The organism is Microbacterium sp. LMX7-1.2 (assembly GCF_040675935.1).
In the GTDB taxonomy this organism is placed as follows: Bacteria; Actinomycetota; Actinomycetes; order Actinomycetales; family Microbacteriaceae; genus Microbacterium.
Genome location: NZ_JBEGIL010000001.1, coordinates 2,006,809 through 2,028,276, shown reverse-complemented (window position 1 = coordinate 2,028,276; position 21,468 = coordinate 2,006,809). Strand labels below are relative to the sequence as shown.

Genomic DNA, 21,468 nt, shown 5'->3' with positions numbered 1-21,468 from the left:
ACGCGGCGACAGACGGTTCGCGTTGCTGCTCATGCTGCCCGCGGCGCTGTTCCTCGCGGCCTTCGTGCTCTGGCCGCTGATCAGCTTCGTCGTCGACAGCTTCTTCGACATCTCCCCGTTCGCCGGCGCCGGACGCACGTTCGTCGGATTCGACAACTACGTCGCGGCCTTCGCCTCCGACGCTTTCGCCTCCGCGTCGGTGCGCACGATCCTGTACACGGTTTTCGTCGTGGCCATGGAGCTCGTCCTCGGCCTGGCGGTCGCGTTGCTCTTCACCGCACTCGGCCAGCGCTCGACGGTCTTCCGCACCGTGTTCATGTACCCGCTCATGATCGCCCCCGTCGTCGCGGGTCTGCTGTGGCGCTTCCTCCTCATCGACAACTTCGGAATCGTCAACGAGCTGCTGACCCGATGGGGGATCCTCTCGAGCCGGGATCAGATCCAGTGGCTCAGCGATCCGAATCTGGCGCTGTTCTCCGTCGCCGTCCCCGACATCTGGCTCACGACGTCGTTCATCACGCTCGTGCTCTTCGCCGGCCTCCAGAACATCCCCGGTGACGTAATCGAGGCGGCGCGGCTCGACGGGGCGCGATATCCGCGGATGCTGTTCAGCATCATCATCCCGCTGCTGCGACCCGTCATCGCCGTCGCGCTCATCGTGCGCGGGATCGATGCCGCTCGCGCATTCGACGTCATCCTCATCCAGACCGACGGCGGGCCGCAGGGGAGCACGACGACGCTCAGCCTCCTCGTGTACCGGACCATGACGCGGTTCGGGGATCCCGGGCTCGCGAGTGCGATGGGGACGATCTATCTCCTGGCGATGCTCGCGGTCTCGATCGCGGCGATCCTGCTGATCTGGCGACCGGGGGCGGGTGCACGATGAACCCTCTCGAGACCCGTGGCCGGGGCCGCATCCTGCTGTGGGTGCTGCTCGCCGTCACCCTCGTCCTCTACGGCTTTCCGTTCCTGTACCTCCTGCTCACGTCGTTCAAGACACCGCTCGAGGCCATCGCCGTGCCGCCCGAGGTCTTCCCGTCGGTGTGGACGCTCGACAACTACATCTCGGCGCTGACCCGTCAAGGCGTCGATGCCGCGCTCGTGAACAGCGTCGTGACCGCGCTCCTGTCGACGGCGCTCAGTCTCGTCCTGGCGGTCCCGGCCGCGTACGCGATCACCCGATTCCGCACCCCGTCCGGGCGGGTGTTCATCCTCGCCGCGCTGGTGACCCGGATGGTCCCGACCATCGCCGTGGGTGCACCTCTGATCGAGGTGATGCGCGGTCTCGGACTCACCGACACGTCGTTCGGTCTGGCGATCGCCCACACCACGATCTCGCTGCCACTGTCGATCTGGCTCATGGCGAGCTTCTTCGAGGCTGTTCCGGACGAGCTGAGCGAGGCGGCGCAGGTCGACGGATGCAACCGGCTCCAGGCGATGACCCGTGTCGTGCTGCCGGTGGTCTCTGGAGGACTGGCGGTCACCGCGATCTTCGCGTTCCTCGCGTCCTGGAACGAGTTCCTGTTCTCGCTCCTGCTGACATCGGTGCGTGCGCAGACGACCCCCGTGGTGATCGCGAACTTCCAGAGTCAGTTCGGTCTCGACTGGGGCGGGATGACGGCGCTCGCCGCCGTGTACTCCGTGCCGGTCATCATCCTCACCCTCTTCCTCCAGCGTCACATCGTGGCCGGACTCACCCTCGGCGCTGTCAAGGGCTGAGGGGGAAGGAGACAGCATGTCGAGCAGCAACGCCTACGACGTCACGACGTGGCCCCACGGCGATCCCGTCGACGACATCGGCGCGGTCATCAACGACATCGTCGCCGACGTGCGCGCGCGGCAGTCGCGCGACGACCTGACCGACGGGGGCCGACCGGGTGCCGTCATCCGCATCCCTCCCGGTGACTACCGCCTGCGCACCCAGGTCGTGATCGACGTGAGCTTCCTGCGCATCGAGGGGGCAGGCCACGGATTCACCTCGTCGAGCATCCGCTTCAACGTCCCCTCCACCGAGGTCCCCGACCTCCACGAGCTCTGGCCGGGAGGGAGTCGTATCCTCCACGACCTCCCGGTGGCCCACGGCGCCGCCGAGGGCGAGGGCGCCGCATTCCGAGTGGCCCGCACCGGGAGCCCGCGGATCAGCTCGGTCGAGTTCGTCGACTTCTGCATCGACGGGCTGCACTTCACGGGGGAGGGCCCCGACGGGAACCCGGAGAACTCGTACCGGAACGGCAGGACGGGCATCCTCGTGGACGATGCGAACGACTCGTTCCGGGTCATCGGGATGGGCCTCGTCTACCTCGAGCACGGTCTCACGATCCGCCGGGCCGATGCACTCTCCGTGCACGGCAACTTCATCGCCGAGTGCGGCAACGCGATCGAGCTGCGGGACTGGGGGCAGGCGTCGAAGGTCACTGACAACCTCGTCGGCGCCGGACCCTGGGGGCACTCGATCTACGCCGAGCGTCACGGTGGTTTGCTGGTCACCGCGAACAACGTCTTCCCCCGGGGCGCGAGCAGCGTGCACCTCGACGGGGTGACGCGGTCGAGCGTCACGAGCAACCGCCTGCACACGTTCTACCCGGGGGCCGTGCGGCTCACGGGCGGCAGCTCGGAGAACCTCGTCGGCGCGAATCACATCCTCCGCGACCACGAGCCGTGGGCTCCGTTCCAGGGCGTCCACAACGATCTGGACGACCTGCAGGGCCTGCTCCTCATCGAGGGGAATGACAACACAGTCTCCGGGAACCACTTCTCCGAGATCGTCGACACCCGAGAAGTGCGGCCCGCCGGTGCCGTTCCCGTCATCATCCGGGTGGCCGGTGGGAGCGGCAATCACATCGCGAACAACCATGTGGTGGCGAAGGACGTGCGATCCTCGTCGAGCGACGACTGCTTCGAGGCGCAGGTCGGTGCACTCCTCGGCACCCCCGAAGAGGGCAGGCTGGAGGTCGTGACGGTGCTGGTCGACGCCGACGCGGTCGCCAACACCGTCCTCGATTCCGGGACGGACGATGAGGTCGTGCTCGACAGGACGCGGAACGCGTTCCGCGCGACCCCGGCGGTGCCGACGCCCGGCCCGGGGCAATCGACGAGGAGAGCAGAGAAGTGAAGAGCAAGCGAGTCACCATCAGGCAGGTCGCCGCCGAAGCGGGCGTCTCGATCACCACGGTCTCCCACGTGCTGAACGACGTCCCCGGTCTGCGGGTGAACCCGGTGACGCGACAACGTATCGAGGAGGTGGCGGCACGGCTCGGCTACGTGCCCAACGGGCTCGCCCAGTCGCTGCGCACCCAGCGGTCGAACACGATCGGACTCATCGGCGACGAGATCGTGACCACACCGTTCGCCGGGAAACTGATCCTGGGCGCCCAGGAGGTCGCACTCGCGCGGAATGCCGTGCTGTTCGTGGTCTCCACCGGGTATGAGCGCGCCGTCGAGGACCGCGAGATCGAGGAGCTGCTCCGACGACAAGTCGACGGCATCCTGTACGCGTCGATGTTCCACCGAGAGCTCGCCCTGCCGCAGCAGCTGTCCTCGGTGCCGACGGTGCTGCTGAACGCCGAGTCGACGGATTCGCGCGTGCCCTGGGTCGCCCCCGACGAGGTCGCCGGCGGGAGGGATGCGGCCCGAACCCTCATCGACGCAGGGCACCGTCGGCTGGCATTCGTCAACAACATCGATGACATCCCCGCTTCCTCCGGACGGTTGGCGGGCTTCCGGTCGGAGATGGCGCAGGCGGGCCTGGATCCCGACGATCTGCTGGTCACGACCGCTGAAACGGATCCCGCCGGCGGATACGCGGCCACCCTGCCCCTGCTGTCGAGCCCGCAGCGGCCGACCGCGGTGTTCTGCTTCAACGACCGACTCGCCATGGGCGCGTACCGCGCGGCCGCCGAGCTCGGCCTGCGCGTGCCCGACGACGTGTCCATCATGGGCTTCGACAACCAGGAGTATGTCGCCGACGGCATATATCCCGGACTCACCACGATCGAGCTCCCTCACTACGACATGGGTGTATGGGCGGCCGAAAGGCTGTTCGCCGACATCGACGGGGCGGCGGCCGAGACGCCGAGTGTCCTCCTCCGCGGACCGGTGATACACCGCGGCTCGGTCGCGCCTCCTCCCCGGACCCCCTGACCGCGGGGGGCTCGTCCGTTCCGCAGACTCGCGGCGAGCTCCTCGCTCCTTCTCGCGCAGAAAGAGAGAACCATGCGCCCCGCCCTCCACTTCACGCCGCGCAGCGGCTGGATCAACGACCCGCACGGCATCACGGCCAGGGACGACGGATACGACGTCTTCTACCAGTACGTCCCCGGTGAGACGACGTGGGCGCCGAACTGCCATTGGGGTCACGCGAGCGGGCCCGACCTGCTGTCGTTGCGTGAGCTGCCCGTGGCGATCGCTCCGGGCGACGGCGACGACGGCATCTGGACCGGGGCGATCGTGCGCGACGGCGACGCTGCACGGGCGTTCTACACCGCGACCACCGTGCCCGACTTCGGTATCGGGCGGATCCGGGTGGCCTACGCCGAGGACGACTGGTCGACCTGGTCGAAGGGCGACGTCGTGGTCGAGGCGCCCGCCGATCTCGACCTGATCGCATACCGCGATCCTTTCGTCCGCCGCGACGGAGACCTCTGGCGCATGTTCGTGGGCGCTGCCGGTCGTGACGGTACGGCCATGGCCCTCTCGTACACCTCGGGCGATCTCGATGCGTGGGACTACGAGGGTGTCGCGCTGGAGCGGAACACCGCAGAACTCGACCCGGTGTGGATGGGCGCGCTGTGGGAATGCCCGCAGATGTTCGACCTCGACGGTCAGTCGGTGATGATCTCGTCGGTGTGGGACGCCGACGTGCTGCACTACGCGGGCTTCGCGCTCGGCTCCCTCGACGGCGGACGCTTCGCCGCGGAGAGCTGGGGTCGCCTCACCTGGGGCCCGAGTCTGTACGCGCCGTCCCTGTTCACCGACGCGGACGGCCGCCACGCGCTGACGTTCTGGCTGCGAGGAGTGGGCGGCGCGGACTGGACCGGGGCGCACAGCATCCCGTACCGCCCGACGCTCGTCGACGGCCGCCTCGTGGTCGAGCCGCACCCCGACGTACTCGACCATCGTGTCCCGTCGTGGGGCGACGGAGTGGTGGATCGCCTCGCGGCGGACATCGAGTGGTCCGCAGCGGACGGCGTGCTGACGATCGTGTCTGGGTCGGCGCCGATCATCACCTTCACGCGCGCGGGCGACGAGGTCGTCGCCGAGACGCCGACATCGCGCTCGGTGTTCCCGGCGATCGGTGCGATGCGGATCGTGCTCGACGGTCCGATCATCGAGGTCTCGTCGATGGGCGGGGCGTTCGCGACGGGCGTGGAGCCCTCAGGGCCGGGTGTCAGGGTGACCGCCACCGCCGGCGACCTGTCGGTGTTCGGGCTCGCATGACGACGCCGAGGATCCTCGTCGTCGGCGAGGCGCTCATCGACATCGTCGATGGCGTCGAGTACGTCGGCGGATCGCCCGCGAACGTCGCTCTGGGCCTCGGGCGGCTGGGAGCCGATGTGCGGCTCTTGACCGCTCTAGGCGAGGATGAACGGGGCCGGCGCATCGCAGGGCATCTCGATGCCGCCGGGGCCCGTGTGCTTCCCGAGTCGTTCCTGCTCGATCGCACATCGACGGCTACCGCGACCGTCGGCGACGACGGCAGCGCGCACTACGAGTTCCGTGTGGAATGGCGCGTGTCCGAGGCGTCGATTCCAGAGTGCGACCTGATGCACGTCGGATCGATCGCGTGCCTCCTCGAACCCGGTGCGTCGCGCGTCCTCGAGATGGTCGAGAGCGTGGCCGCTCGGGTCGGCCGCGTCACCTTCGATCCGAACATCCGCCCCGCTCTCATCGACGGATCGCGGATGCGGGAGCGGGTCGAGCGGATCGCGGGTCTCGCGTCCGCGGTGAAGCTCAGCGACGAAGACGCGGCCCTGATCTACCCGGGGCTTGCGGTGGGAGCTGTTCTCGACGAGCTTCTCGCTCTCGGGGTCGCCGTCGCTGTTGTCACTAGGGGCGCCGAAGGCGCCGTGCTCGCCTCTCAAACGGCACGGGTCGAGGTGCCGGCGGTCGTCACGCACGTCGTCGACACGGTGGGTGCGGGAGACTCGTTCATGGCGACGCTCGTGTCCGGGCTGTCGGAGACGGCGGACTGGGACATCTCCGGCGATGCCCTGAGCCGCCTCGGGGCGCGATGTGCTGCGGCCGCAGGCATCACTGTCGGCAGAGCGGGGGCGGACCTCCCCGATCTCGCCGAGCTCGAATCGGTGCGCGCCTGACATCGGGTGCGGTCGAACGACCCGGATGCTCGCCGCAACCGCCCCGCATCCCCCTCGTCCGAGGCAGACTGGGAGGACGTGCCCGCGATCTCAGGAGACGGAATGACCGACCAGCCCCGCCCCGCGCCCGCCCAGGCCGTCCTCACGGTCGAAGACGTCGAGCAGGTGAGCCCCGAGCTGATCCGCATCACGGCAGGAGGCGACGGCTACGACGACTTCCGTGACAACGTGTTCACCGACAAGTACGTGAAGATCCTGTTCGCCGACCCCGAGCACGGGCTCACCCCGCCGTACGACCTCGCCCGGCTGCGCGAGGAGAGCCCCGAGAAGCTCCCGACGCGCCGCACCTACACGATCCGGTCGTCGGATGCCGCGCGCCGGCGTCTCGTGATCGATTTCGTCGTGCACGGCGACGAGGGCGTCGCGGGGCCGTGGGCTCGTCGCGCCCAGCCCGGCGACGTGCTCGTGCTGAGTGGCGCGGGCGGAGGGTACGCGCCCGACCCCGCGGCCCCGTGGCATCTGCTCGTCGGCGACCACACGGCCGTGCCGGCGATCTCCTCGGCGATCGAGGCCATGCCCCCGGATGCCGTGGGCCACGTGCTCGTGACGGTCGCCGATCCCGCCGACCGCATCCTCCCGGACCTCCCCGACGGGGTGCGTCTGCGCTGGACCGACACCGATGAGGAGCTGCTCTCGGTGCTCGCGGGTCTGCACTGGGCCGACGGTCACCCCGCGGTCTTCGCGCACGGCGAGCGCGGCACGATCAAGGAGGTGCGTGCCCTGCTGAAGCAGCGCGAGGTGCCCCGCGAGTCGCTGTCGATCTCCGCCTACTGGGCGCGCGGCCGCGCCGAGGACCAGTTCCAGGCGGAGAAGCGCGAGCCGATCGGCCAAATCGAGTAGCGGCGTCAGCGAGCGTATCCTCGGACCGCGGCGAGCTCTGGGACATCTAGTCGATGTCCCAGAGGCGGTAGCCCATGACCCCGGCCGGGATGAAGTCGAGCGGATGCAGGAGCTCCGTCTCGATCCCGACGATGCGTCCCGTGTCGCTCGAAATGAGCACGGTCTCGGCGTGATCCGGTCTCTGCGGATCCTCGACCCGCAACCCCACGACGTCTCTGCCGAGGCGGTCGCGGGTCTCGCCGAGCACCCGGATGCCGTCCGCCTCGGCGAGCAGGTCGATCAGCGTCGCCTGCTGCGCATCGGTGAGGGTCCAGGCATCGAGCACTCTGCTGATCGCGGTGAGCAGCTCACCCGAGGGCGACGACTCGTCGGCGCCGAAGGCGCGCAGCACCGGCCAGAGGTCGTCGGGCGTCGAACCCGAGAGCGTCAGCAGCGCGGCCGGCGCGTTGAACTGCTCGGGCGTCTGCAGGAAGGAGGCGATCACCTCACCGGGTGCATACGGGCTCTCGGCGACGCCGTCGGGGCGATCGTCGTCGCTCCAGAGCGACTCCCCGGCGACGATCGTGACCGCGCCGCTGCCGTCGTCGGCCCACTCGAGGGTCGTCTCCTGCGGCACGATCTCGATCTTCTCCGAGCCCATGTCGATGCTCCACCCCCAGCCGAGCGTGCGCACCCGGCGCTCCTGCTCGGGACCGTCGTCGTCGGCGAGAGCCGCCTGGGCGTCCGCGACGACATCTGCGAGCGGCTGAGGATTGCCGTAGATCAGAGGCGGGGGAGTGAGGGCGACGGCCTGCTGCGTCGGAGTGAGCACGAGCACCGATGCCACCACCACGGCGACGATCGACGCGACGGCGACCGTGAACCCGGCCCACGCCCGGCGGCGACCCGCCTCGGGGACGCCGGCGGAGACGGGGACCCCGCGCACGATCCGCTCGCGCACGGCGAGGTCTTCCGCCCGCAGGTCGGCGAACTGCTCGCGCGGCGCGGGGTTCACGGAGCGGAGCAGGCGGTCCAGCTCGTCGTCAGGGATCACGACTCCCCTCCCGTCGCATCGAGGTGCCGCCGCAGCTTGGCCCGAGCCCTCGTCAGCGTCGTCCAGACGGACGCCTGGCTGCAGCGCAGCACCTCGGCGACCTCGCCCGCGGTCAGGTCGTCCCAGTAGGTGAGCACGACAACGTGACGTTCGCGCGCGTTCAGCGACCCGAGGGCGTCACGGAGAGCGAGCGACTCGAGAGGATCCACCCCCGCGGATGGATGCTGCAGTCCGCGGGTCAGTGCGTCGAGCGCCCGGTCCTTCGAGCGGGCACGGCGATTGGCATCCCGGACCTTATTGGCCGCTGTGCGGAGGAACCAGGTCAGCCCCATGGGCCGCGCGGGGTCGAGCTTCTTCCACGCGATCACGAACACCTCGGCGGTCAGCTCGTCGACCTCGTCGGCGTCGTCGAGGAAGCAGGCCAGGTGCCGTCGCACCCGCGGCCAGTTCTCGTCGAACACCCGCCGGTAGACGACCGCCTTGTGCTCGGCGGGGGAGCGGTGCGCGACGGGCGACGCGGAGACGTGCTCCGGAAAGGATGAGCGCCCGTCGACGGCGAAGGCGATGCGCACGGTGGCGAAGACGTCACGCCAACCTCGCATTCCCACCACTCCCTCCACCGCCGTCTCCAGGCTACCCAGGAGCACCGGCGGGTCGCGGACGGTGATGCTCGTGCGCTCCCCCCGAAGCGCACGAGCCACCCCCCGGCATCCCAGTATCCGTCCCTCGTCAGCGTGTGCGCCCCTCGCCTCTTTGCAGCTGGAGCGCATTCCTGACACACGTCTTCGTCGACTGCCGAGGCGTCCTGATGCTCGCGGCTGGGACCGCTCTTGCGCGGGACGTGCGGATGCCCCATGCTGGCGCCATGCGCACGGGAGAGGATGACGGATGGCTGTGATCTCTCGAGGATTCGGAGGGCGACGGCGCGAGAGTGATCCTGCGCTGCCCCCGGGGCAATACCTCACCGCCGATTTCCCTGTGCTCTCCGCTGGGCCCACACCGCGGATAGCGACATCCGAGTGGAGCTTCAGCATCCGCGACGAGGGCGGCGCGCTGACCTCGTGGACCTGGGATGAGCTGCACGCGCTGCCTCTCGAGGATGTGCACACCGACATCCACTGCGTCACCGCTGGTCGAAGCTCGGCACGAACTGGCGCGGGGTCTCGCTCGACACCCTGCTGGCCGACATCGACACGAGCGCGTCGTCTGCGATGGCCCATTCCTACGGCGGATACACCACGAACATCCCGCTCGACGACCTGCGGGGCGGACAGGCGTGGATCGTCTCGGAGTTCGAAGGCGAACCGCTCGACCCCGAGCACGGGGGACCGGCGAGGCTCATCGTGCCGCACCTCTACTTCTGGAAGAGCGCCAAGTGGGTCAGGGGCCTCACCCTCATGGACGAGGACGCCCCCGGATTCTGGGAGCAGAACGGCTACAACATGCACGGCGACCCCTGGACCGAGGAGCGCTATTGGTGATCGTCGCCGGGTGGCGCCCGGCGCGCGTGATCGGCGTCACGGAGCAGACGGCGTCGGCGCGCAGCATTCTTCTGGACGTCACCGATTGGCCGGGAAACGATCCGGGGCAGCACGTCGACGTGCGGCTGACCGCCGAGGACGGCTACCAGGCCGTCCGCTCATACTCGCTCGCATCGTCGGGCGATGCGACGGTCATCGAGCTCGGCGTCGACGAGATCCCCACCGGCGAGGTGTCGCCGTATCTGGTGCGCGACATGGTCGTCGGCGATGAGCTCGAGGTCAAGGGACCACTCGGTCAGTACTTCGTCTGGCGCACCGATCAGGAAGGGCCGGTGCAGTTGATCGCCGGAGGATCGGGCATCGTCCCCCTGGTCGCGATGGTTCGTGCGGCGACCGCCGCGGGAGTCGGATCGGAGATGCGGCTGCTCTACTCCGTGCGCACTGCGCAGGACGCGATGTTCGGCGCGGAATTGCTCGGCGAGACTTCAGGGGTCGACGTGCGCTGGGCGTACACCCGAGCGGCTCCGGCCGGCTGGCACGGCCGGGCGGGCAGGCTGGACGCGGATGCCGTGGCCGAGGCCGTCTGGCCGGCGGTACGCCGTCCGCTCGTCTTCGTCTGCGGACCGACGGGGTTCGTCGAGCACGTGTCGAGCATCCTCGTGCGGCTGGGCCATGATCCCGAGCGTGTGCGCACCGAGAGGTTCGGAGGCAGCTGATGAGTGCAGACCACCCCGCCACCACGGTGGACGGCAATGCGATCGCCGGTCAGGTGCTCGACATCCTCGGCATCGACGTCACCGCGCTCCGCGGCACCTGCGACGGATGCGGCGGCGACGCGAGCCTGGCCGAAGCCGTCGTGGAGATCGACGACAGCGCCGCGATCGTGCGCTGCCGCACGTGCACGCGCACCCTGTTCACGGTGCTGCACTCGGGGGAGCCGCCGCGGCTCGTCTTCGGGAGCCTCGGGTCGCTCAGCGGCTGAGGGGCGTCAGGGCGCGCAGAGGTCGGTGTCGGCGCTGCGGCTGACCGCGTCGACGGGGCGCGACGGCGCTGGAGTCTCCTGAGCCTGCATCGTCAGCGTGCGGTAGTCGGCGCCGAGCAGCAGCTGCACGCCGTCGACGTCGCCGACCTGCACCTCGACCGCGATGCCGAGCTCGCGGGCCAGGCTGCGCGCGGTCTCCTGCGCGTCGGGGGTGTCGGCGGCGGTGATCACCGTCTGCGTCGCGGAGGTCTGCGCGTTCGCGAGCCCCGAGACGACGTACCCGAAGGCCCGCGCCTCCTCCGACACCTGCCCGGCGAGTCCCGCGACACCGGCGCCGTTCACGATCTGCACCGGGGCGGTGCGGATCGTCGAGTCCGGCTGCTGCTCGGCATCCGTGCCGTCGGCGTCTGCGGTGAACACGAGAGGCACGTCGTCGCGCAGCGCGCGGAACACGACGTCGGCGTCGGGCGTCGGCACGACGCGGTTGCGGTCGCCCGGCGCCTCGGTCGTCGGCATGGTGACGAAGGTCACGGCGCTCGTCGGCACGTTCGCGACGCGCGCCGCGAGAGCGCCGAGGTCGGTGAGCGATCCGAGCCCCGGATCGACGGTCATCGACGAGGTGATCGCGTCGAGGAACGCGAACAGCCGGTCCGGACGCACGAGCACGTTGGACTTCGTCGCCTTCTGCACGACGGCCGACAGCACCATCTGCTGGTGTCCGAGCCGCGCGATGTCGCTCTCCTCCGCGAGCGCGTGACGCGTGCGCGCCAGGGCCAACGCCTGCGCACCGTCGATCGACTGCGGTCCGGCCGGAAGGTCGAGGCGGGCATGGCCGTCCTGCAGAGCCTCGGGCAGGCACACGTCGATGCCGCCCAGTGCGTCGACCACTCCGATGAAGCCCTCGAAGTCCATCGCGATGAAGTGATCGATGCGCACGCCCGAGAGCTGCTCGACCGCCGCGACCGAACAGGCCGGCCCGTACTGCAGGGCCGAGTTCAGCATGCCGCGGCCGCCCGCATACGCGCCGCGCCCGGTGTCGTCGCACGCCGGGAGGTCGACGAGCGTGTCACGGGGCAACTGCACCGCGTCGAGGCGCGTGCTGTCGCTCGAGATGTGCGCGAGCACCATCGCGTCACTGCGTTCGCTGCCGTCGTCCTCGCCGAAGTCCGTCGTCGACAGCGCTCGCGCGTCGGACCCCAGCAGCAGCACGTTGAGCTCGCCGGTCGGCAACGCCTCGTCGTCGTCGTTCGAGCCCGAGGCGGCGAGCGGCGCCGTCATCACGTTGCCCTGCAGCTGTGCGTACGCGATCGCCCCCGTCGCGATCAGCGCCGCCACGAGTCCCCCGGCGACCAGCGCGACGGTGCGACGGCGACGGCGGCGCCGGGATGCCGGGGGTGTCGCGGCCGTCGCGGGGGTCGGGCGGTCGTCGTGCGGGAGGGAGTCGGGTCGTCTCACCGTCCTACGACACCATGCTCACCTGTGAACGTCGCTGCGGCGGACGGCGCGCCTTCGGACCGGTGCCGCGGCGGGCGGTCGAACGACGGCATCCGTCGGTCGACGAGGAGCATGAGCGCGAGCGGCGAACCAGGGTTCCGGGCGGGGGAGGCGTCGTTCCGTCATGAGGACAGTGCGGCCCACCCGCGCCCTCGGTGCGCGCGCGAGGGTGGCGCGACGCTGAGCTCGCGCCACCCTCGGTCGACGACGTCGCTCAGTTGAACTCGAGCGGGTGCGAGCCGACCCGGCCGGAGCCGTCCAGCGGGTCGAGACCGTCGATCGCGGAGATCTCGGCATCCGTCAGCTCGAAGCCGAACACGTCGAAGTTCTGCTCCATGCGCTCCTTGCGGCTGGACTTCGGGAAGACGATGAAGCCCCTCTGCAGGTGCCAGCGGATCACGGCCTGGGCCGGGGTGACGCCGTGCGCCTCGGCGGCCTCGGCGACCGCGGGGTTCTCGAACAGCGGGTACTTGCCCTGGCCGAGCGGGCCCCACGACTCGATCTTCGTGCCGTTCTTCTCGGCCCAGGCGAGCACGTCGCGCTGCTGGTACGCCGGGTGCAGCTCGATCTGATCGATGGCGGGCACAACGCCGGTCTCGGCGACGAGTCGGTCGAGGTGCTCCGGCAGGTGGTTCGAGACGCCGATCGAGCGCGAGAGGCCCGCGTCGCGGATCTCGATGAGCTTGGTCCACGCGTTGACGTAGGTGTCCTTCTCCGGCGTGGGCCAGTGGGTCAGGTACAGGTCGACGTGGTCGAGGCCGAGCTTGTCGAGGCTCTCGCGGATCGCGTCGTGCGGCTGCTCGCCGGACTGGCGGTCGTTCCAGAGCTTCGTGGTGATGAAGAGCTCGTCGCGGGGGATGCCGCTCTTCGCGATCGCGGCGCCGACACCCTCCTCGTTCTTGTAGATCGCGGCGGTGTCGATGTGGCGGTAGCCGACCTCGAGCGCCTCGGAGACAGCCTTCTCCGCCTCGTCGGCGGGCACGAGGAAGACGCCGAAACCCAGCTGGGGGATGGAGTGACCGGAGTTCAGGGCGATGGTGGGAACAGTCATGTCTCCAGCCTAGGAGAGCTGTCGCTGGGTGGGCCCGGTCGTGACGATTCCTATCGGTCGACCCGCACCTCGACGATGTTGCCCCGCATCGTGAGCTTCATGGCCGTGCCGGTCGGGAAGCGCTCGCGCAGGGCATCGGGGTAGCCGTCGTCGATGACGAACTGGACCGTGGCGGGGAAGCCGCCGGCGGGGCAGCCCATCGAGAATCCGCCGAACCCGGTGTCGATCGTGGCGGATCTGAGGCCCTTGGTCGATACGGCGAGGAGGCAGCCGTCTTCCGGACCCGCAGGGCCGATGAAGGCCGTGCTGCGCACGAACGTGAGGCCGTAATAGTCCTCGAAGATCACGGAGCCCTGCGCGCGCTCGCCGAGTATGTCGCTCCACTCCGCGTCGGGGTCGACGGGTACCGTCGCGACGACCCCCGGTTCGACCGGGCGCGCGATCGAGGTCGCTGCGGTGGTGACGCCGACGGTCAGCAGGAGCGCCGCGGCCGCGGCCACGAACCACGCGACGCGGGGGCGCGGCGAGAAGCGGTCGCGCAGAGTGCGCGGCGGGGTGACACCCGGCTGGTCGAGACGCTCCACGGGCGGGTCCACGGGAGGGGGAGTCTCGGCGGATCCGTCTCGCGCGAGGGGTACGTGATGGATGAGCGGCGCGTCGACGGCAGCGGTGGGTACGGCCTCGGTGGCCGGTGCCGGCTGTCGTCGGGACTCCAGGTCGGCGAGGCGCTGCTGCGCGGCAGGATCCGCGCCGATGTCGGCCTCTCGTCCGTAGGCGCGCGACTGCAGGGCCCGCAGCTCGGCATCTGTGTCGCTCATCGCTCGCCCTCCCCGCGGTCGACGATCGCGGCGGCGACGGCCGCGTCCCGGAACGCGCTCGCGAGGTCGGCGAGCGTCGATCCGGCGTTCAGCCCGCTGGGATTCGGCAGCACGCGCAGTTGGGCTCCGCCCAGCGTCTCGTCCTGCACGCCCTGCTGCGCTTTCCGACGCCCGAAACCGGTGCGATAGGCGCCGATGCCGAGCACCGCGACCACGGCGAGGTCGTGCTCTGCGACGAGCGCCCGCAGGTCGTCGACGCCCGCCATCAGCTCCTCCGGCGCGAGTTCGTCGGCGGCGCGAGTCGCCCGCTGCACGAGCGTGCTCACGCCGACGCCGCGCGCCAGGATGTGCTCGCGATCGGCGGGAGTGACCCCGTCGTACGCGTCGACGACGCGGTCGAGGATGCCGGCGGCATGCAGCGCCTTCCAGAACCGATTACTGCGATGAGCGAAGGGGGCGGCGACTTCCGCCGACCGCAGCCCGGGGTTGATGCCGACGAACAGCAGCCGCGTGCGGTCGTCGATGAGCGGCGGCATGACGAGGGCGGGGCGCGGTTCGGACACACTCGGACTCTACGCCCGCCGAGGACCGCCAGCTCATCGCACGAGGCCCATCAGCGCTGCGTGAAGTACGTGAACAGTCGTCGTTCTCGAGTCACGGATACTCCGACGACGGATCCGAGAGCCATGCCCGCCGCTACGGCGAGGGCGCATACCATCTGCTCCTGGCTCACGGCCTGACGATCTATAGCGGACGCGTCAGCGGTGAAGATGGCGTTGAGGGCAAACATGGCTGCGAGAGCGGGGGCGCTGGTGGCCACGCCTTCGAGAAGAGCAATGGCTGTGGCATCGATCCTCCGCATCCCGGCGTGAAGGTCCGATGCGATGGTCACACGACGCAGGAGAGTAGACATCAGGTAGATGGCCGTCACCGCCATGAGTATCCCGACGGGTGTCCATCGAGTCACACGATCTTCATAATCCGATCGTCCGCTGAACTCGGCTCCGAACTTGGTGTTCAACTGAACGAGCTCGGGAGACGAATCCTGTGGCTGGGCGATAGCAAGTAGAGGCGCCTGACGCGTGGATTCGGAGACCGGCCACACTCGTGTCCAGCACTGGTCGAAGGCGCCGGAACGAGGTGCAGGGAACAGAGCTGCGTAGGCAAGAGCGGATTGCCGGCCATCTTCGGGGAACTCATACACCGCGGAGACGTTCAGCGTGCTTCCGTCGGTGAGAGTCAGGATGTCACCGACTCGGACGTCTAGTTGCTGGGCCAACTGCTCGGAGACGACGACGCCGGAGGCAGGAGAGCCCACACCCAGCAGCTCGAGGAAGCCAGGGGTCGCTTCGAACGTGGGAATCGTGAACCCCGGGGCTGCGAGCGGGTGTGAGACGGTGTCGGAGGGACGCAACGCTCCCGAGCTGACGACGTCGCTCGACCGTTCCAGAGAATCGCAAGAGGCACCGTCCACGGCGCCCGTCGATGACGCCAGAAACGTGGACGCACCGGTTCGCTGGAAGTCATAGCTCCTGGATATGAGCGCGAGCGTCGACTGCCCAGCCATGCCCGCCAGCGACACCGCGATCGCGAGTACGCTCAGCGCGACCACGAGCGTGCGGACGGCGTTGGAGGAGACGTTTCTCCATGCCTCGCTGACGATGGCTGTCAGGATCATAGGTTTCCGAGCCGTATCGTGACGTCGCAGGTGTCGATGACCCGGGGGTCATGCGTAGCGATGATGACGATCCGTGAGGCATCGCTGAGCCCGCGTAACGCCTCGATGACTGTTGTTGCCGAGTGGGGATCTAGTTGTGCCGTGGGTTCGTCCACCAGAAGAAGCGACGGCATCGCGACCATCGCGCGCGCAAGCATGAGACGTTGAGCTTCACCGCCGGACAGTGTGTGAAAGTCTGCATGAGCGCGGTGTCCGAGCGAGACTTTGTCGAGGGAGGCCTGTGCTAGCGTCGACGCCGCTGCTCGTGTAGCTCCCGTAGCGAGCGCCGGCATGGCAGCGATGTCGATCGCACGGCGATGGGCGGGCCCGTGCGGGTTCTGGAACACCCACTGCGTGGATTCGATCCCCTCCAACTCGAGGCTTCCCGAGGATTGTACGGTCGCTCCACCGAGGATGCTGAGAAGCGTGCTCTTGCCGCTGCCGGAGGGGCCGCTGAGACCGACGACCTCTCCCACCCTAAGGTGGAAGTCGAGCTCAGCGAGCACCGGGGATGAGGCTCCCGGGTACTGAAAACTCAGTCGTCTAGCCTTGATCGCAGCGTTCATGGGCAGACCTGGTCCGCGGGCACTGGAGCCTTAACGGAGCTTATGGTCTTCTCAGTCTGGATCACCACTCGACCCAGGGTGGAGCTCAGCACGTTCACCGGCTGCGGCCCCTCCGACGAGATCACACAGGCTCGTGCTCCGCTTCCGATGAGCGCGCTCGGTGGCACAACGTAGGCGGAGATTGGCTCAGCGAGCGATGCCTGCGCGGTGATCTTGACCTCCCCTTCAGTGCTTTTCCACGCGGAGTACTGGGGAGAAGACTGAATCGCTGCCAGGAGTTGAGGGTCTGTGGCGTCGAGGTTCGCATCGTTGAGCGGGACCGCGGCGGACTCGAAAACCAGCGTTCGTGGTCCGGGAGCGGCCTGGCGATCGAGTCCATCGATAGCCACTGACACGAGGCCAACCTCGGTCTGCGCGATCTCGCCAGGAGCGGTGATCTCTTGGCCGAGCTGCGCGGTGCACGTCGCGACGGTAACGCTGGAGGCGGGGATCCACACGATGTCGCCGCGGCGGATGCCGTCCGCTTTATCGGCCAATCCCGCCCGCTGCTTGAAGGCAGAGATGGCGCGCGCTGTCGCTTGACCGTATTCGCCGTCTGCACTGACGTCGAAACCCAGCGCGCCGAGAGACTCTTGAAGTGACTTGACGTCATCGCCTTTGTCCCCCACGGCGAGGTCTCGCCAAAGGGGCACACGAAGTGCGAGGTACGGGATGGGTTGGCCGTCGACGGCGACTGCGATCTCGCCCGAGGAGACTTTCGTCCCCGGTGTGCAGCGAGTCTCGGTGACGACGCCAGCGCGGTTCACGGTGAGGGATGTGGCGACACCCGCGGAAGGAATGAGAGTCACCTGCCGGGGATCGTCGAAGGTGAGAGGGGTGACCGCGACATCGGATGCACCGGTGTCGGATGCGAGGCTCCCCGGAACCGGCGACGGCGCAACCATGTATCCCACGCCGAAACCGACACACACCAGAGCCACGACCCCGACAACGGTGACCCCGGCGTACCGCCACCTAACCATTGCCGCCTACTCGAAGCATTTCGCGGAATCGGGATTGGTGTTGGGGTCGAAATCGTAACCCTCCCACTTGGAACCTGGCTCGTTCGCGGTACGGAGCCCGTCCGGATTGTCGATAACGAGGTCTAAGAAATCCTGTGCGGTGAAGTTGCTCGGCGCAACACCCTTCTCGATGAAGCACTTCGCGATCCGCTCCTCCGCGGAGATGTTCTCCGGGTTGAGAAGCTGATCCACGTACAACGGCTCGATCAACTCCATACTCCCGACGCGGCACTCATCCTGCATGCTGTCGTACAGCTCCAGGTCGCCTGACGCTTCGTAACTGTAGTAGCCGCCGTCTTCGATGAGGGAGACCGTCGCGCCAGCTTCTGTGAGGCAACGGATGTATATCTGCGCCGCCTCCTCATACTCCGCTCGGCTGATCCCACCGTCCTCGAAGACGCGCTTCTCGAAGTCACTCCGAGCACTGTCCTTTGCCGAAGCGAGTTCCGCAGCCCACGGATCTTTCTCAGATTGGTCAGCGGCACATCCGGCCACGCTCAGCGCAGCCACAACGAACGCAACCGCGCTGAGCATGCGTCGCATCAGATGGAGGTCCAGTTAGTGGTCGCGCTGCCGGTGTTCAAGCGGTAGTAACTACCGGCATTGGTGCCGACCGACGACGAAGCGGTGGCCTTCGTGGTGCTCCAGCCGCTGTCGTAGTACTTGACACCGGACGACGTGTACCGAACGTGCCGGGCTTGCACTTTGCTGCAGGAGACGTTGTAGCCCTCCGCCTTGGTCTCATACTTCAGGCCGTACCCCGTGCACGTTGCGGCCTGAGCACTCGAAGCACATACGGGGATCACTGCGAATCCTGCCACCAGAAGTGTTGCGGCGGCCGCGGTGGCGAGCCGACCACGAATCGCCTTCGTCATGATCGTCATTCCTGCTCCATCGGTCGTAACTGTCTTGCGGACCCGCAAGCAGGCCCACACTGGCATAGACGGCGAAGGAGTGCTGTCGCGGCATGTGGATAACTGAACTGGGTCGGGAGCTGCGGGTAGCCGCTCTCCAGGATCGAGACCGCGGATAGGCGGGGGAGTGACGGCCCGCGTCATCGCGACCGGCGCGTAGAGGTCGTCCGTGAAGGTGGACTACGCACGAACACCGGGATGGCCCCGCGTTCTCGGTCGTCGACGAGCTACGTGAGGGGGAAGGCGCTGATGCCCGTGAACAGGCTCACTCAGAATCCCTCGGGCTCGCGCGGTGTGTAGGCGCCCTCCAGCTCGGCGAGCTCGCGCTCCTCCAGGCGGATGCCGGCCGCGGCGACCGCATCCTCGATGTGCTGCGCGCGCGTGGCCCCCACGATCGGAGCGGTCACCGCCGACTGCTGCGCGACCCACGCCAGGGCGATCTGCGCCCGGGAGACTCCGCGTCCGTGTGCGACCCGGGCGACGGCGTCGACGATCGCGCGGTTGGAGTCCGCCTCGCGCTGGTAGAGCGTCGATCCGAAGGCGTCGGTCTTGGTGCGGTCGGTGGTCTCGTCCCAGTCGCGCGTGAGCTTGCCGCGCGCGAGCGGCGACCAGGGCAGCACTCCGACTCCGGAGTCGAGGCAGTACGGGTGCATCTCCCGCTCCTCCTCGCGCTGCAGGAGGTTGTACTGGTCCTGCATCGACACGAACGGGGTCCAGCCCTTCTGCGCGGCGACGTGCTGCGCCGTCGCGAACTGCCACGCCCACATCGACGAGGCGCCGATGTACCGGGCCTTGCCCGAGCGCACGACGTCGTGCAGCGCCTCCATGGTCTCCTCGATGGGCGTCTCGGGATCCCAGCGGTGGATCTGGTACAGGTCGACGTGGTCGGTGCCGAGGCGTCGCAGGCTCGCGTCGATGCCCGACAGGATGTGCGCGCGACTGAGGCCCGCCTGATTCGCACCGGCGCCCATGCGCCCGTGCACCTTGGTCGCGATGACGATCTCGTCCCGGTTCGCGAAGTCGTTCAGCGCGCGGCCGACGATCTCCTCGCTCGTGCCGTCGGAGTAGACGTCCGCCGTGTCGAAGGTCGTGATCCCGGCCTCGAGCGCCTGCCGGATCAGCGGCCGGCTCGTCTCCTCGTCGAGCGACCACGGGTGCGTGCCGCGGTCGGGGGCGCCGAAGCTCATGCATCCGAGCACGATCTTCGAGATCTTCAGGCCGGAACGGCCGAGCCTCACGCTGTCATCTGCCTCGAGCATCCGTCATCCTCCCGTGTCGGTGTCTGTTCGATGCTCTCACGCGGAGCACGGTCCGGGCACTGTGGCGGGCACCGGGCGCCCCGCACCAGTAGCGGTGCTCAGGAGGGCCGACGTCGTGCGAGGAGCAGCGCGGCGCCGCCGCCGAGAACGAGGACAAGGCCGGCGCCCAGGATGCCGAGCGGCAGCGCACCACCCGTCGTGGCCAGTCCCTTGACGGCAGGAGAGGCGTCGGCCGTCGCGCCGCCGGTTCCGACGTTCGTCGAGCCGCCCGGAGTGGAGACGGGGAGGAGCGCTGCGGACGTGAGCGAGACGTCACCGGACCCTGCCGCGTTCAGCGCGGTCACGCGGTAGTCGTAGGCCTGTCCCGGCACCGCGGCTGTGTCGCGAAAGCTCGTGGCGGTCGTACCCGTATCGGAGATCAGCACCGTGAAGACGCCGCCGACGGCACGCTCGATGCGGTAGCCGGTGACGGGCGTGCCGCCGTCGGAGGCCGGTGCCGTCCACGTCAGGTCGATGCTTCCCGCTCCCGGAACGGCAGTGAGCATGGTCGGGGCGGACGGCGTGAAGACGACCGCGTCGAGCGTCAGCGTGTAGGCCCGAGACGAGGACGCCGCGATGCCGCTGACCGTGCTCGACGCCGTCACGGTGAAGGGGAAGGCGCCCGAGACGGTCGGCGTGCCGGCCAGGACGCCGGTCGCGGGGTCGAGGGTGAGGCCCGCGGGCAGTGCGCCCGTCGTGACGGCGAAGCTCGGTGCCGGTGTCCCGCTCGCGGCGATCGTCGTCGAGTAGGGGATACCACCCGTGCCGGAGGGAAGGGAGAGGGTCGTCAACTGGGGGAACGTGTCCAGGGCGATGACGGCGACGTCGTTCGATCCGAGCATCGCGTACAGCGTGCGATCGTCGGGGGAGATCCGCAGCGACCACGGCTGGCCGACGGTCGGGATGGTCGCGGTGCGAGTGCCCGTGGCGGTGTCGACGACCGAGATCGTGTTCGACAGCCGGTCGGCGACGTAGGCGCGGCGCCCGTCGCTCGTGAGCGCGACATCGACCGGGGTCGATCCCACCGTGGCGACGAATTCGACGGCTCCGGTCGCGGTGTCGATGGCGTTCAGGGAGTAGCCGCCGACGCCGTAGAGCGTCGACCCGTCGGGCGACACGGCCATCCCCTCGACGCGTTCCGAGACGAACTCGCGGGGCAGCGGTGCGAGGACGGAGCGCGTGGTCGCGTCGATCACCTCGATGTCGTAGTCGTTCGGCGCGGTGTGGCTGACGTAGGCGATCGCTCCGTCCGGCGAGAACGCGATGTCCCGTCCGCCGTCCCGGCCGGCGATCTGACCGGCGACGGTGTCGGTCGCGGTGTCGATGACGGTGATCGCGTTCGCGGCGTCGGCGTAGCTAGCGACCCAGATCTCCGAGGTCCCCGGCCGCAGCGTCGCCGCGAACGGGCTGTTGCCGACCGGCACACCGGTGATCTGCGCCAGCGTCTGCGCGTCCAGCACCCGCGCTTGGGGAGCGGCGCTCATCAGGTCGACCGCGTACACCTTCGATCCGTCGGGCGAGACGGCTGCCCCGGTGAAGACGCTCCCGGCGAAGCTCGTCGTGGCGACGATCGTGTGTGATGCGGTGTCGATCGCCGTCACGGTCCCCGATGTCTGCACGACGTAGAGGCGCGAGCCATCGGGAGACAGCACCGAGCCGTATGCCGTCGAGCCGACGGGCACATCCTCGATGAGGTCGATCTGTGCATCGGCGCTCGCCGCGGTCGCCGGCGCGGCGGCGACGACGCCGAGCGCGAGAACACTCGCGATGACGAGACGGGCGGAGAGCGCGCGGAGACGGAGGTGGCGCGTCGTGGGTGCGGGCATGACGTGAATGATC

Annotated in this window: 22 protein-coding genes and 1 pseudogene; 10 read left to right on the top strand and 13 right to left on the bottom strand. The window is 68.8% G+C overall.

Annotated elements, in window-relative coordinates:
• Positions 1 to 31: 31 nt before the first annotated feature.
• The 7 genes from MRBLMX7_RS09845 to MRBLMX7_RS09815 all read left to right on the top strand — a co-directional run bounded on the left by MRBLMX7_RS09845 (position 32) and on the right by MRBLMX7_RS09815 (position 7,214).
• The gene (locus MRBLMX7_RS09845; protein ID WP_363370877.1) at positions 32 to 886 is read left to right on the top strand and encodes a carbohydrate ABC transporter permease; all 855 of its coding nucleotides are present in this window, start codon (positions 32 to 34) and stop codon (positions 884 to 886) included.
• Complete coding sequence (locus MRBLMX7_RS09840; protein ID WP_363368049.1) at positions 883 to 1,719, top strand: carbohydrate ABC transporter permease; 837 nt, start codon at positions 883 to 885, stop codon at positions 1,717 to 1,719. The genes MRBLMX7_RS09845 and MRBLMX7_RS09840 overlap by 4 nt, the downstream gene beginning before the upstream one ends.
• Before the next feature lie 16 nt (positions 1,720 to 1,735).
• A complete protein-coding gene (locus tag MRBLMX7_RS09835; RefSeq protein WP_050723495.1) occupies positions 1,736 to 3,112 on the top strand; it encodes a NosD domain-containing protein in 1,377 nt (458 codons plus the stop codon).
• On the top strand, positions 3,109 to 4,140 hold the full coding sequence (locus MRBLMX7_RS09830) for a LacI family DNA-binding transcriptional regulator (protein WP_363368047.1): 1,032 nt from the start codon (positions 3,109 to 3,111) through the stop codon (positions 4,138 to 4,140). Before MRBLMX7_RS09835 ends, MRBLMX7_RS09830 begins: the two co-directional genes overlap by 4 nt.
• 72 nt (positions 4,141 to 4,212) lie before the next feature.
• Positions 4,213 to 5,436, top strand: a complete 1,224-nt coding sequence (locus MRBLMX7_RS09825) for a glycoside hydrolase family 32 protein (protein ID WP_363368045.1) — start codon at positions 4,213 to 4,215, stop codon at positions 5,434 to 5,436.
• On the top strand, positions 5,433 to 6,314 hold the full coding sequence (locus MRBLMX7_RS09820) for a carbohydrate kinase family protein (RefSeq protein WP_363368043.1): 882 nt from the start codon (positions 5,433 to 5,435) through the stop codon (positions 6,312 to 6,314). Before MRBLMX7_RS09825 ends, MRBLMX7_RS09820 begins: the two co-directional genes overlap by 4 nt.
• A gap of 102 nt (positions 6,315 to 6,416) precedes the next feature.
• On the top strand, positions 6,417 to 7,214 hold the full coding sequence (locus MRBLMX7_RS09815; RefSeq protein ID WP_363368041.1) for a siderophore-interacting protein: 798 nt from the start codon (positions 6,417 to 6,419) through the stop codon (positions 7,212 to 7,214).
• A gap of 46 nt (positions 7,215 to 7,260) precedes the next feature.
• Here MRBLMX7_RS09815 and MRBLMX7_RS09810 read toward each other — a convergent pair whose 3' ends face one another.
• Together MRBLMX7_RS09810 and MRBLMX7_RS09805 are read right to left on the bottom strand one after the other, a co-directional pair.
• Positions 7,261 to 8,247, bottom strand: a complete 987-nt coding sequence (locus tag MRBLMX7_RS09810) for a hypothetical protein (RefSeq protein WP_363368039.1) — start codon at positions 8,245 to 8,247, stop codon at positions 7,261 to 7,263.
• Positions 8,244 to 8,948, bottom strand: coding sequence for an RNA polymerase sigma factor (locus tag MRBLMX7_RS09805; RefSeq protein WP_363368036.1), 705 nt, complete (start codon positions 8,946 to 8,948; stop codon positions 8,244 to 8,246). The genes MRBLMX7_RS09810 and MRBLMX7_RS09805 overlap by 4 nt, the downstream gene beginning before the upstream one ends.
• Positions 8,949 to 9,135: 187 nt before the next feature.
• Between MRBLMX7_RS09805 and MRBLMX7_RS09800 the strand changes: the two are divergent.
• From MRBLMX7_RS09800 to MRBLMX7_RS09790, 3 genes and pseudogenes are all read left to right on the top strand, one after another.
• Positions 9,136 to 9,728 (top strand): annotated as a pseudogene (locus tag MRBLMX7_RS09800) (molybdopterin-dependent oxidoreductase).
• Complete coding sequence (locus MRBLMX7_RS09795) at positions 9,725 to 10,444, top strand: ferredoxin reductase (RefSeq protein ID WP_363370874.1); 720 nt, start codon at positions 9,725 to 9,727, stop codon at positions 10,442 to 10,444. The pseudogene MRBLMX7_RS09800 and the gene MRBLMX7_RS09795 overlap by 4 nt, the downstream one beginning before the upstream one ends.
• Positions 10,444 to 10,710 (top strand): DUF6510 family protein, encoded by a 267-nt coding sequence (locus MRBLMX7_RS09790; RefSeq protein WP_363368034.1) that lies wholly within the window; start codon positions 10,444 to 10,446, stop codon positions 10,708 to 10,710. The genes MRBLMX7_RS09795 and MRBLMX7_RS09790 overlap by 1 nt, the downstream gene beginning before the upstream one ends.
• 6 nt (positions 10,711 to 10,716) lie before the next feature.
• Here MRBLMX7_RS09790 and MRBLMX7_RS09785 read toward each other — a convergent pair whose 3' ends face one another.
• From MRBLMX7_RS09785 to MRBLMX7_RS09735, 11 genes are all read right to left on the bottom strand, one after another.
• Positions 10,717 to 12,165, bottom strand: a complete 1,449-nt coding sequence (locus tag MRBLMX7_RS09785) for an LCP family protein (protein WP_363368032.1) — start codon at positions 12,163 to 12,165, stop codon at positions 10,717 to 10,719.
• 253 nt (positions 12,166 to 12,418) lie between these two features.
• Entirely contained in the window at positions 12,419 to 13,255 is an 837-nt protein-coding gene (locus MRBLMX7_RS09780; RefSeq protein WP_363368030.1) for an aldo/keto reductase, read from the bottom strand.
• Between the two features lie 50 nt (positions 13,256 to 13,305).
• Positions 13,306 to 14,073: a hypothetical protein gene (locus MRBLMX7_RS09775; RefSeq protein WP_363368029.1), complete on the bottom strand. Its 768-nt coding sequence runs from the start codon at positions 14,071 to 14,073 to the stop codon at positions 13,306 to 13,308.
• Positions 14,070 to 14,636 carry a mismatch-specific DNA-glycosylase gene (locus MRBLMX7_RS09770; protein ID WP_363368027.1) on the bottom strand — a complete coding sequence of 189 codons (567 nt, stop codon included), beginning with the start codon at positions 14,634 to 14,636 and terminating at the stop codon, positions 14,070 to 14,072. The genes MRBLMX7_RS09775 and MRBLMX7_RS09770 overlap by 4 nt, the downstream gene beginning before the upstream one ends.
• Before the next feature lie 50 nt (positions 14,637 to 14,686).
• Complete coding sequence (locus MRBLMX7_RS09765) at positions 14,687 to 15,751, bottom strand: hypothetical protein (protein WP_363368024.1); 1,065 nt, start codon at positions 15,749 to 15,751, stop codon at positions 14,687 to 14,689.
• The gene (locus tag MRBLMX7_RS09760) at positions 15,748 to 16,356 is read right to left on the bottom strand and encodes an ABC transporter ATP-binding protein (protein WP_363368022.1); all 609 of its coding nucleotides are present in this window, start codon (positions 16,354 to 16,356) and stop codon (positions 15,748 to 15,750) included. The genes MRBLMX7_RS09765 and MRBLMX7_RS09760 overlap by 4 nt, the downstream gene beginning before the upstream one ends.
• A complete protein-coding gene (locus MRBLMX7_RS09755; RefSeq protein ID WP_363368020.1) occupies positions 16,353 to 17,336 on the bottom strand; it encodes a peptidoglycan-binding domain-containing protein in 984 nt (327 codons plus the stop codon). The genes MRBLMX7_RS09760 and MRBLMX7_RS09755 overlap by 4 nt, the downstream gene beginning before the upstream one ends.
• A gap of 48 nt (positions 17,337 to 17,384) precedes the next feature.
• Positions 17,385 to 17,951, bottom strand: a complete 567-nt coding sequence (locus tag MRBLMX7_RS09750; RefSeq protein WP_363368018.1) for a hypothetical protein — start codon at positions 17,949 to 17,951, stop codon at positions 17,385 to 17,387.
• 8 nt (positions 17,952 to 17,959) lie between these two features.
• Positions 17,960 to 18,301, bottom strand: a complete 342-nt coding sequence (locus tag MRBLMX7_RS09745) for a hypothetical protein (RefSeq protein ID WP_363368016.1) — start codon at positions 18,299 to 18,301, stop codon at positions 17,960 to 17,962.
• Between the two features lie 299 nt (positions 18,302 to 18,600).
• Positions 18,601 to 19,590, bottom strand: coding sequence for an aldo/keto reductase (locus MRBLMX7_RS09740; protein WP_363368014.1), 990 nt, complete (start codon positions 19,588 to 19,590; stop codon positions 18,601 to 18,603).
• A 98-nt stretch (positions 19,591 to 19,688) separates the two neighbouring features.
• Positions 19,689 to 21,455, bottom strand: coding sequence for a putative Ig domain-containing protein (locus MRBLMX7_RS09735; protein ID WP_363368012.1), 1,767 nt, complete (start codon positions 21,453 to 21,455; stop codon positions 19,689 to 19,691).
• Positions 21,456 to 21,468: the final 13 nt, after the last annotated feature.

Bases quoted from the DNA above. Each gene is read 5' to 3' on its own strand.
- MRBLMX7_RS09845 (WP_363370877.1), top strand. From the start codon at position 32: ATGCTGCCCGCGGCGCTGTTCCTCGCGGCCTTCGTGCTCTGGCCGCTG.
- MRBLMX7_RS09840 (WP_363368049.1), top strand. From the start codon at position 883: ATGAACCCTCTCGAGACCCGTGGCCGGGGCCGCATCCTGCTGTGGGTG.
- MRBLMX7_RS09835 (WP_050723495.1), top strand. From the start codon at position 1,736: ATGTCGAGCAGCAACGCCTACGACGTCACGACGTGGCCCCACGGCGAT.
- MRBLMX7_RS09825 (WP_363368045.1), top strand. From the start codon at position 4,213: ATGCGCCCCGCCCTCCACTTCACGCCGCGCAGCGGCTGGATCAACGAC.
- MRBLMX7_RS09820 (WP_363368043.1), top strand. From the start codon at position 5,433: ATGACGACGCCGAGGATCCTCGTCGTCGGCGAGGCGCTCATCGACATC.
- MRBLMX7_RS09815 (WP_363368041.1), top strand. From the start codon at position 6,417: ATGACCGACCAGCCCCGCCCCGCGCCCGCCCAGGCCGTCCTCACGGTC.
- MRBLMX7_RS09790 (WP_363368034.1), top strand. From the start codon at position 10,444: ATGAGTGCAGACCACCCCGCCACCACGGTGGACGGCAATGCGATCGCC.
- MRBLMX7_RS09780 (WP_363368030.1), bottom strand. From the start codon at position 13,255: ATGACTGTTCCCACCATCGCCCTGAACTCCGGTCACTCCATCCCCCAG.
- MRBLMX7_RS09775 (WP_363368029.1), bottom strand. From the start codon at position 14,073: ATGAGCGACACAGATGCCGAGCTGCGGGCCCTGCAGTCGCGCGCCTAC.
- MRBLMX7_RS09765 (WP_363368024.1), bottom strand. From the start codon at position 15,751: ATGATCCTGACAGCCATCGTCAGCGAGGCATGGAGAAACGTCTCCTCC.
- MRBLMX7_RS09760 (WP_363368022.1), bottom strand. From the start codon at position 16,356: ATGAACGCTGCGATCAAGGCTAGACGACTGAGTTTTCAGTACCCGGGA.
- MRBLMX7_RS09750 (WP_363368018.1), bottom strand. From the start codon at position 17,951: ATGCTCAGCGCGGTTGCGTTCGTTGTGGCTGCGCTGAGCGTGGCCGGA.
- MRBLMX7_RS09745 (WP_363368016.1), bottom strand. From the start codon at position 18,301: ATGACGATCATGACGAAGGCGATTCGTGGTCGGCTCGCCACCGCGGCC.
- MRBLMX7_RS09740 (WP_363368014.1), bottom strand. From the start codon at position 19,590: ATGCTCGAGGCAGATGACAGCGTGAGGCTCGGCCGTTCCGGCCTGAAG.
- MRBLMX7_RS09735 (WP_363368012.1), bottom strand. From the start codon at position 21,455: ATGCCCGCACCCACGACGCGCCACCTCCGTCTCCGCGCGCTCTCCGCC.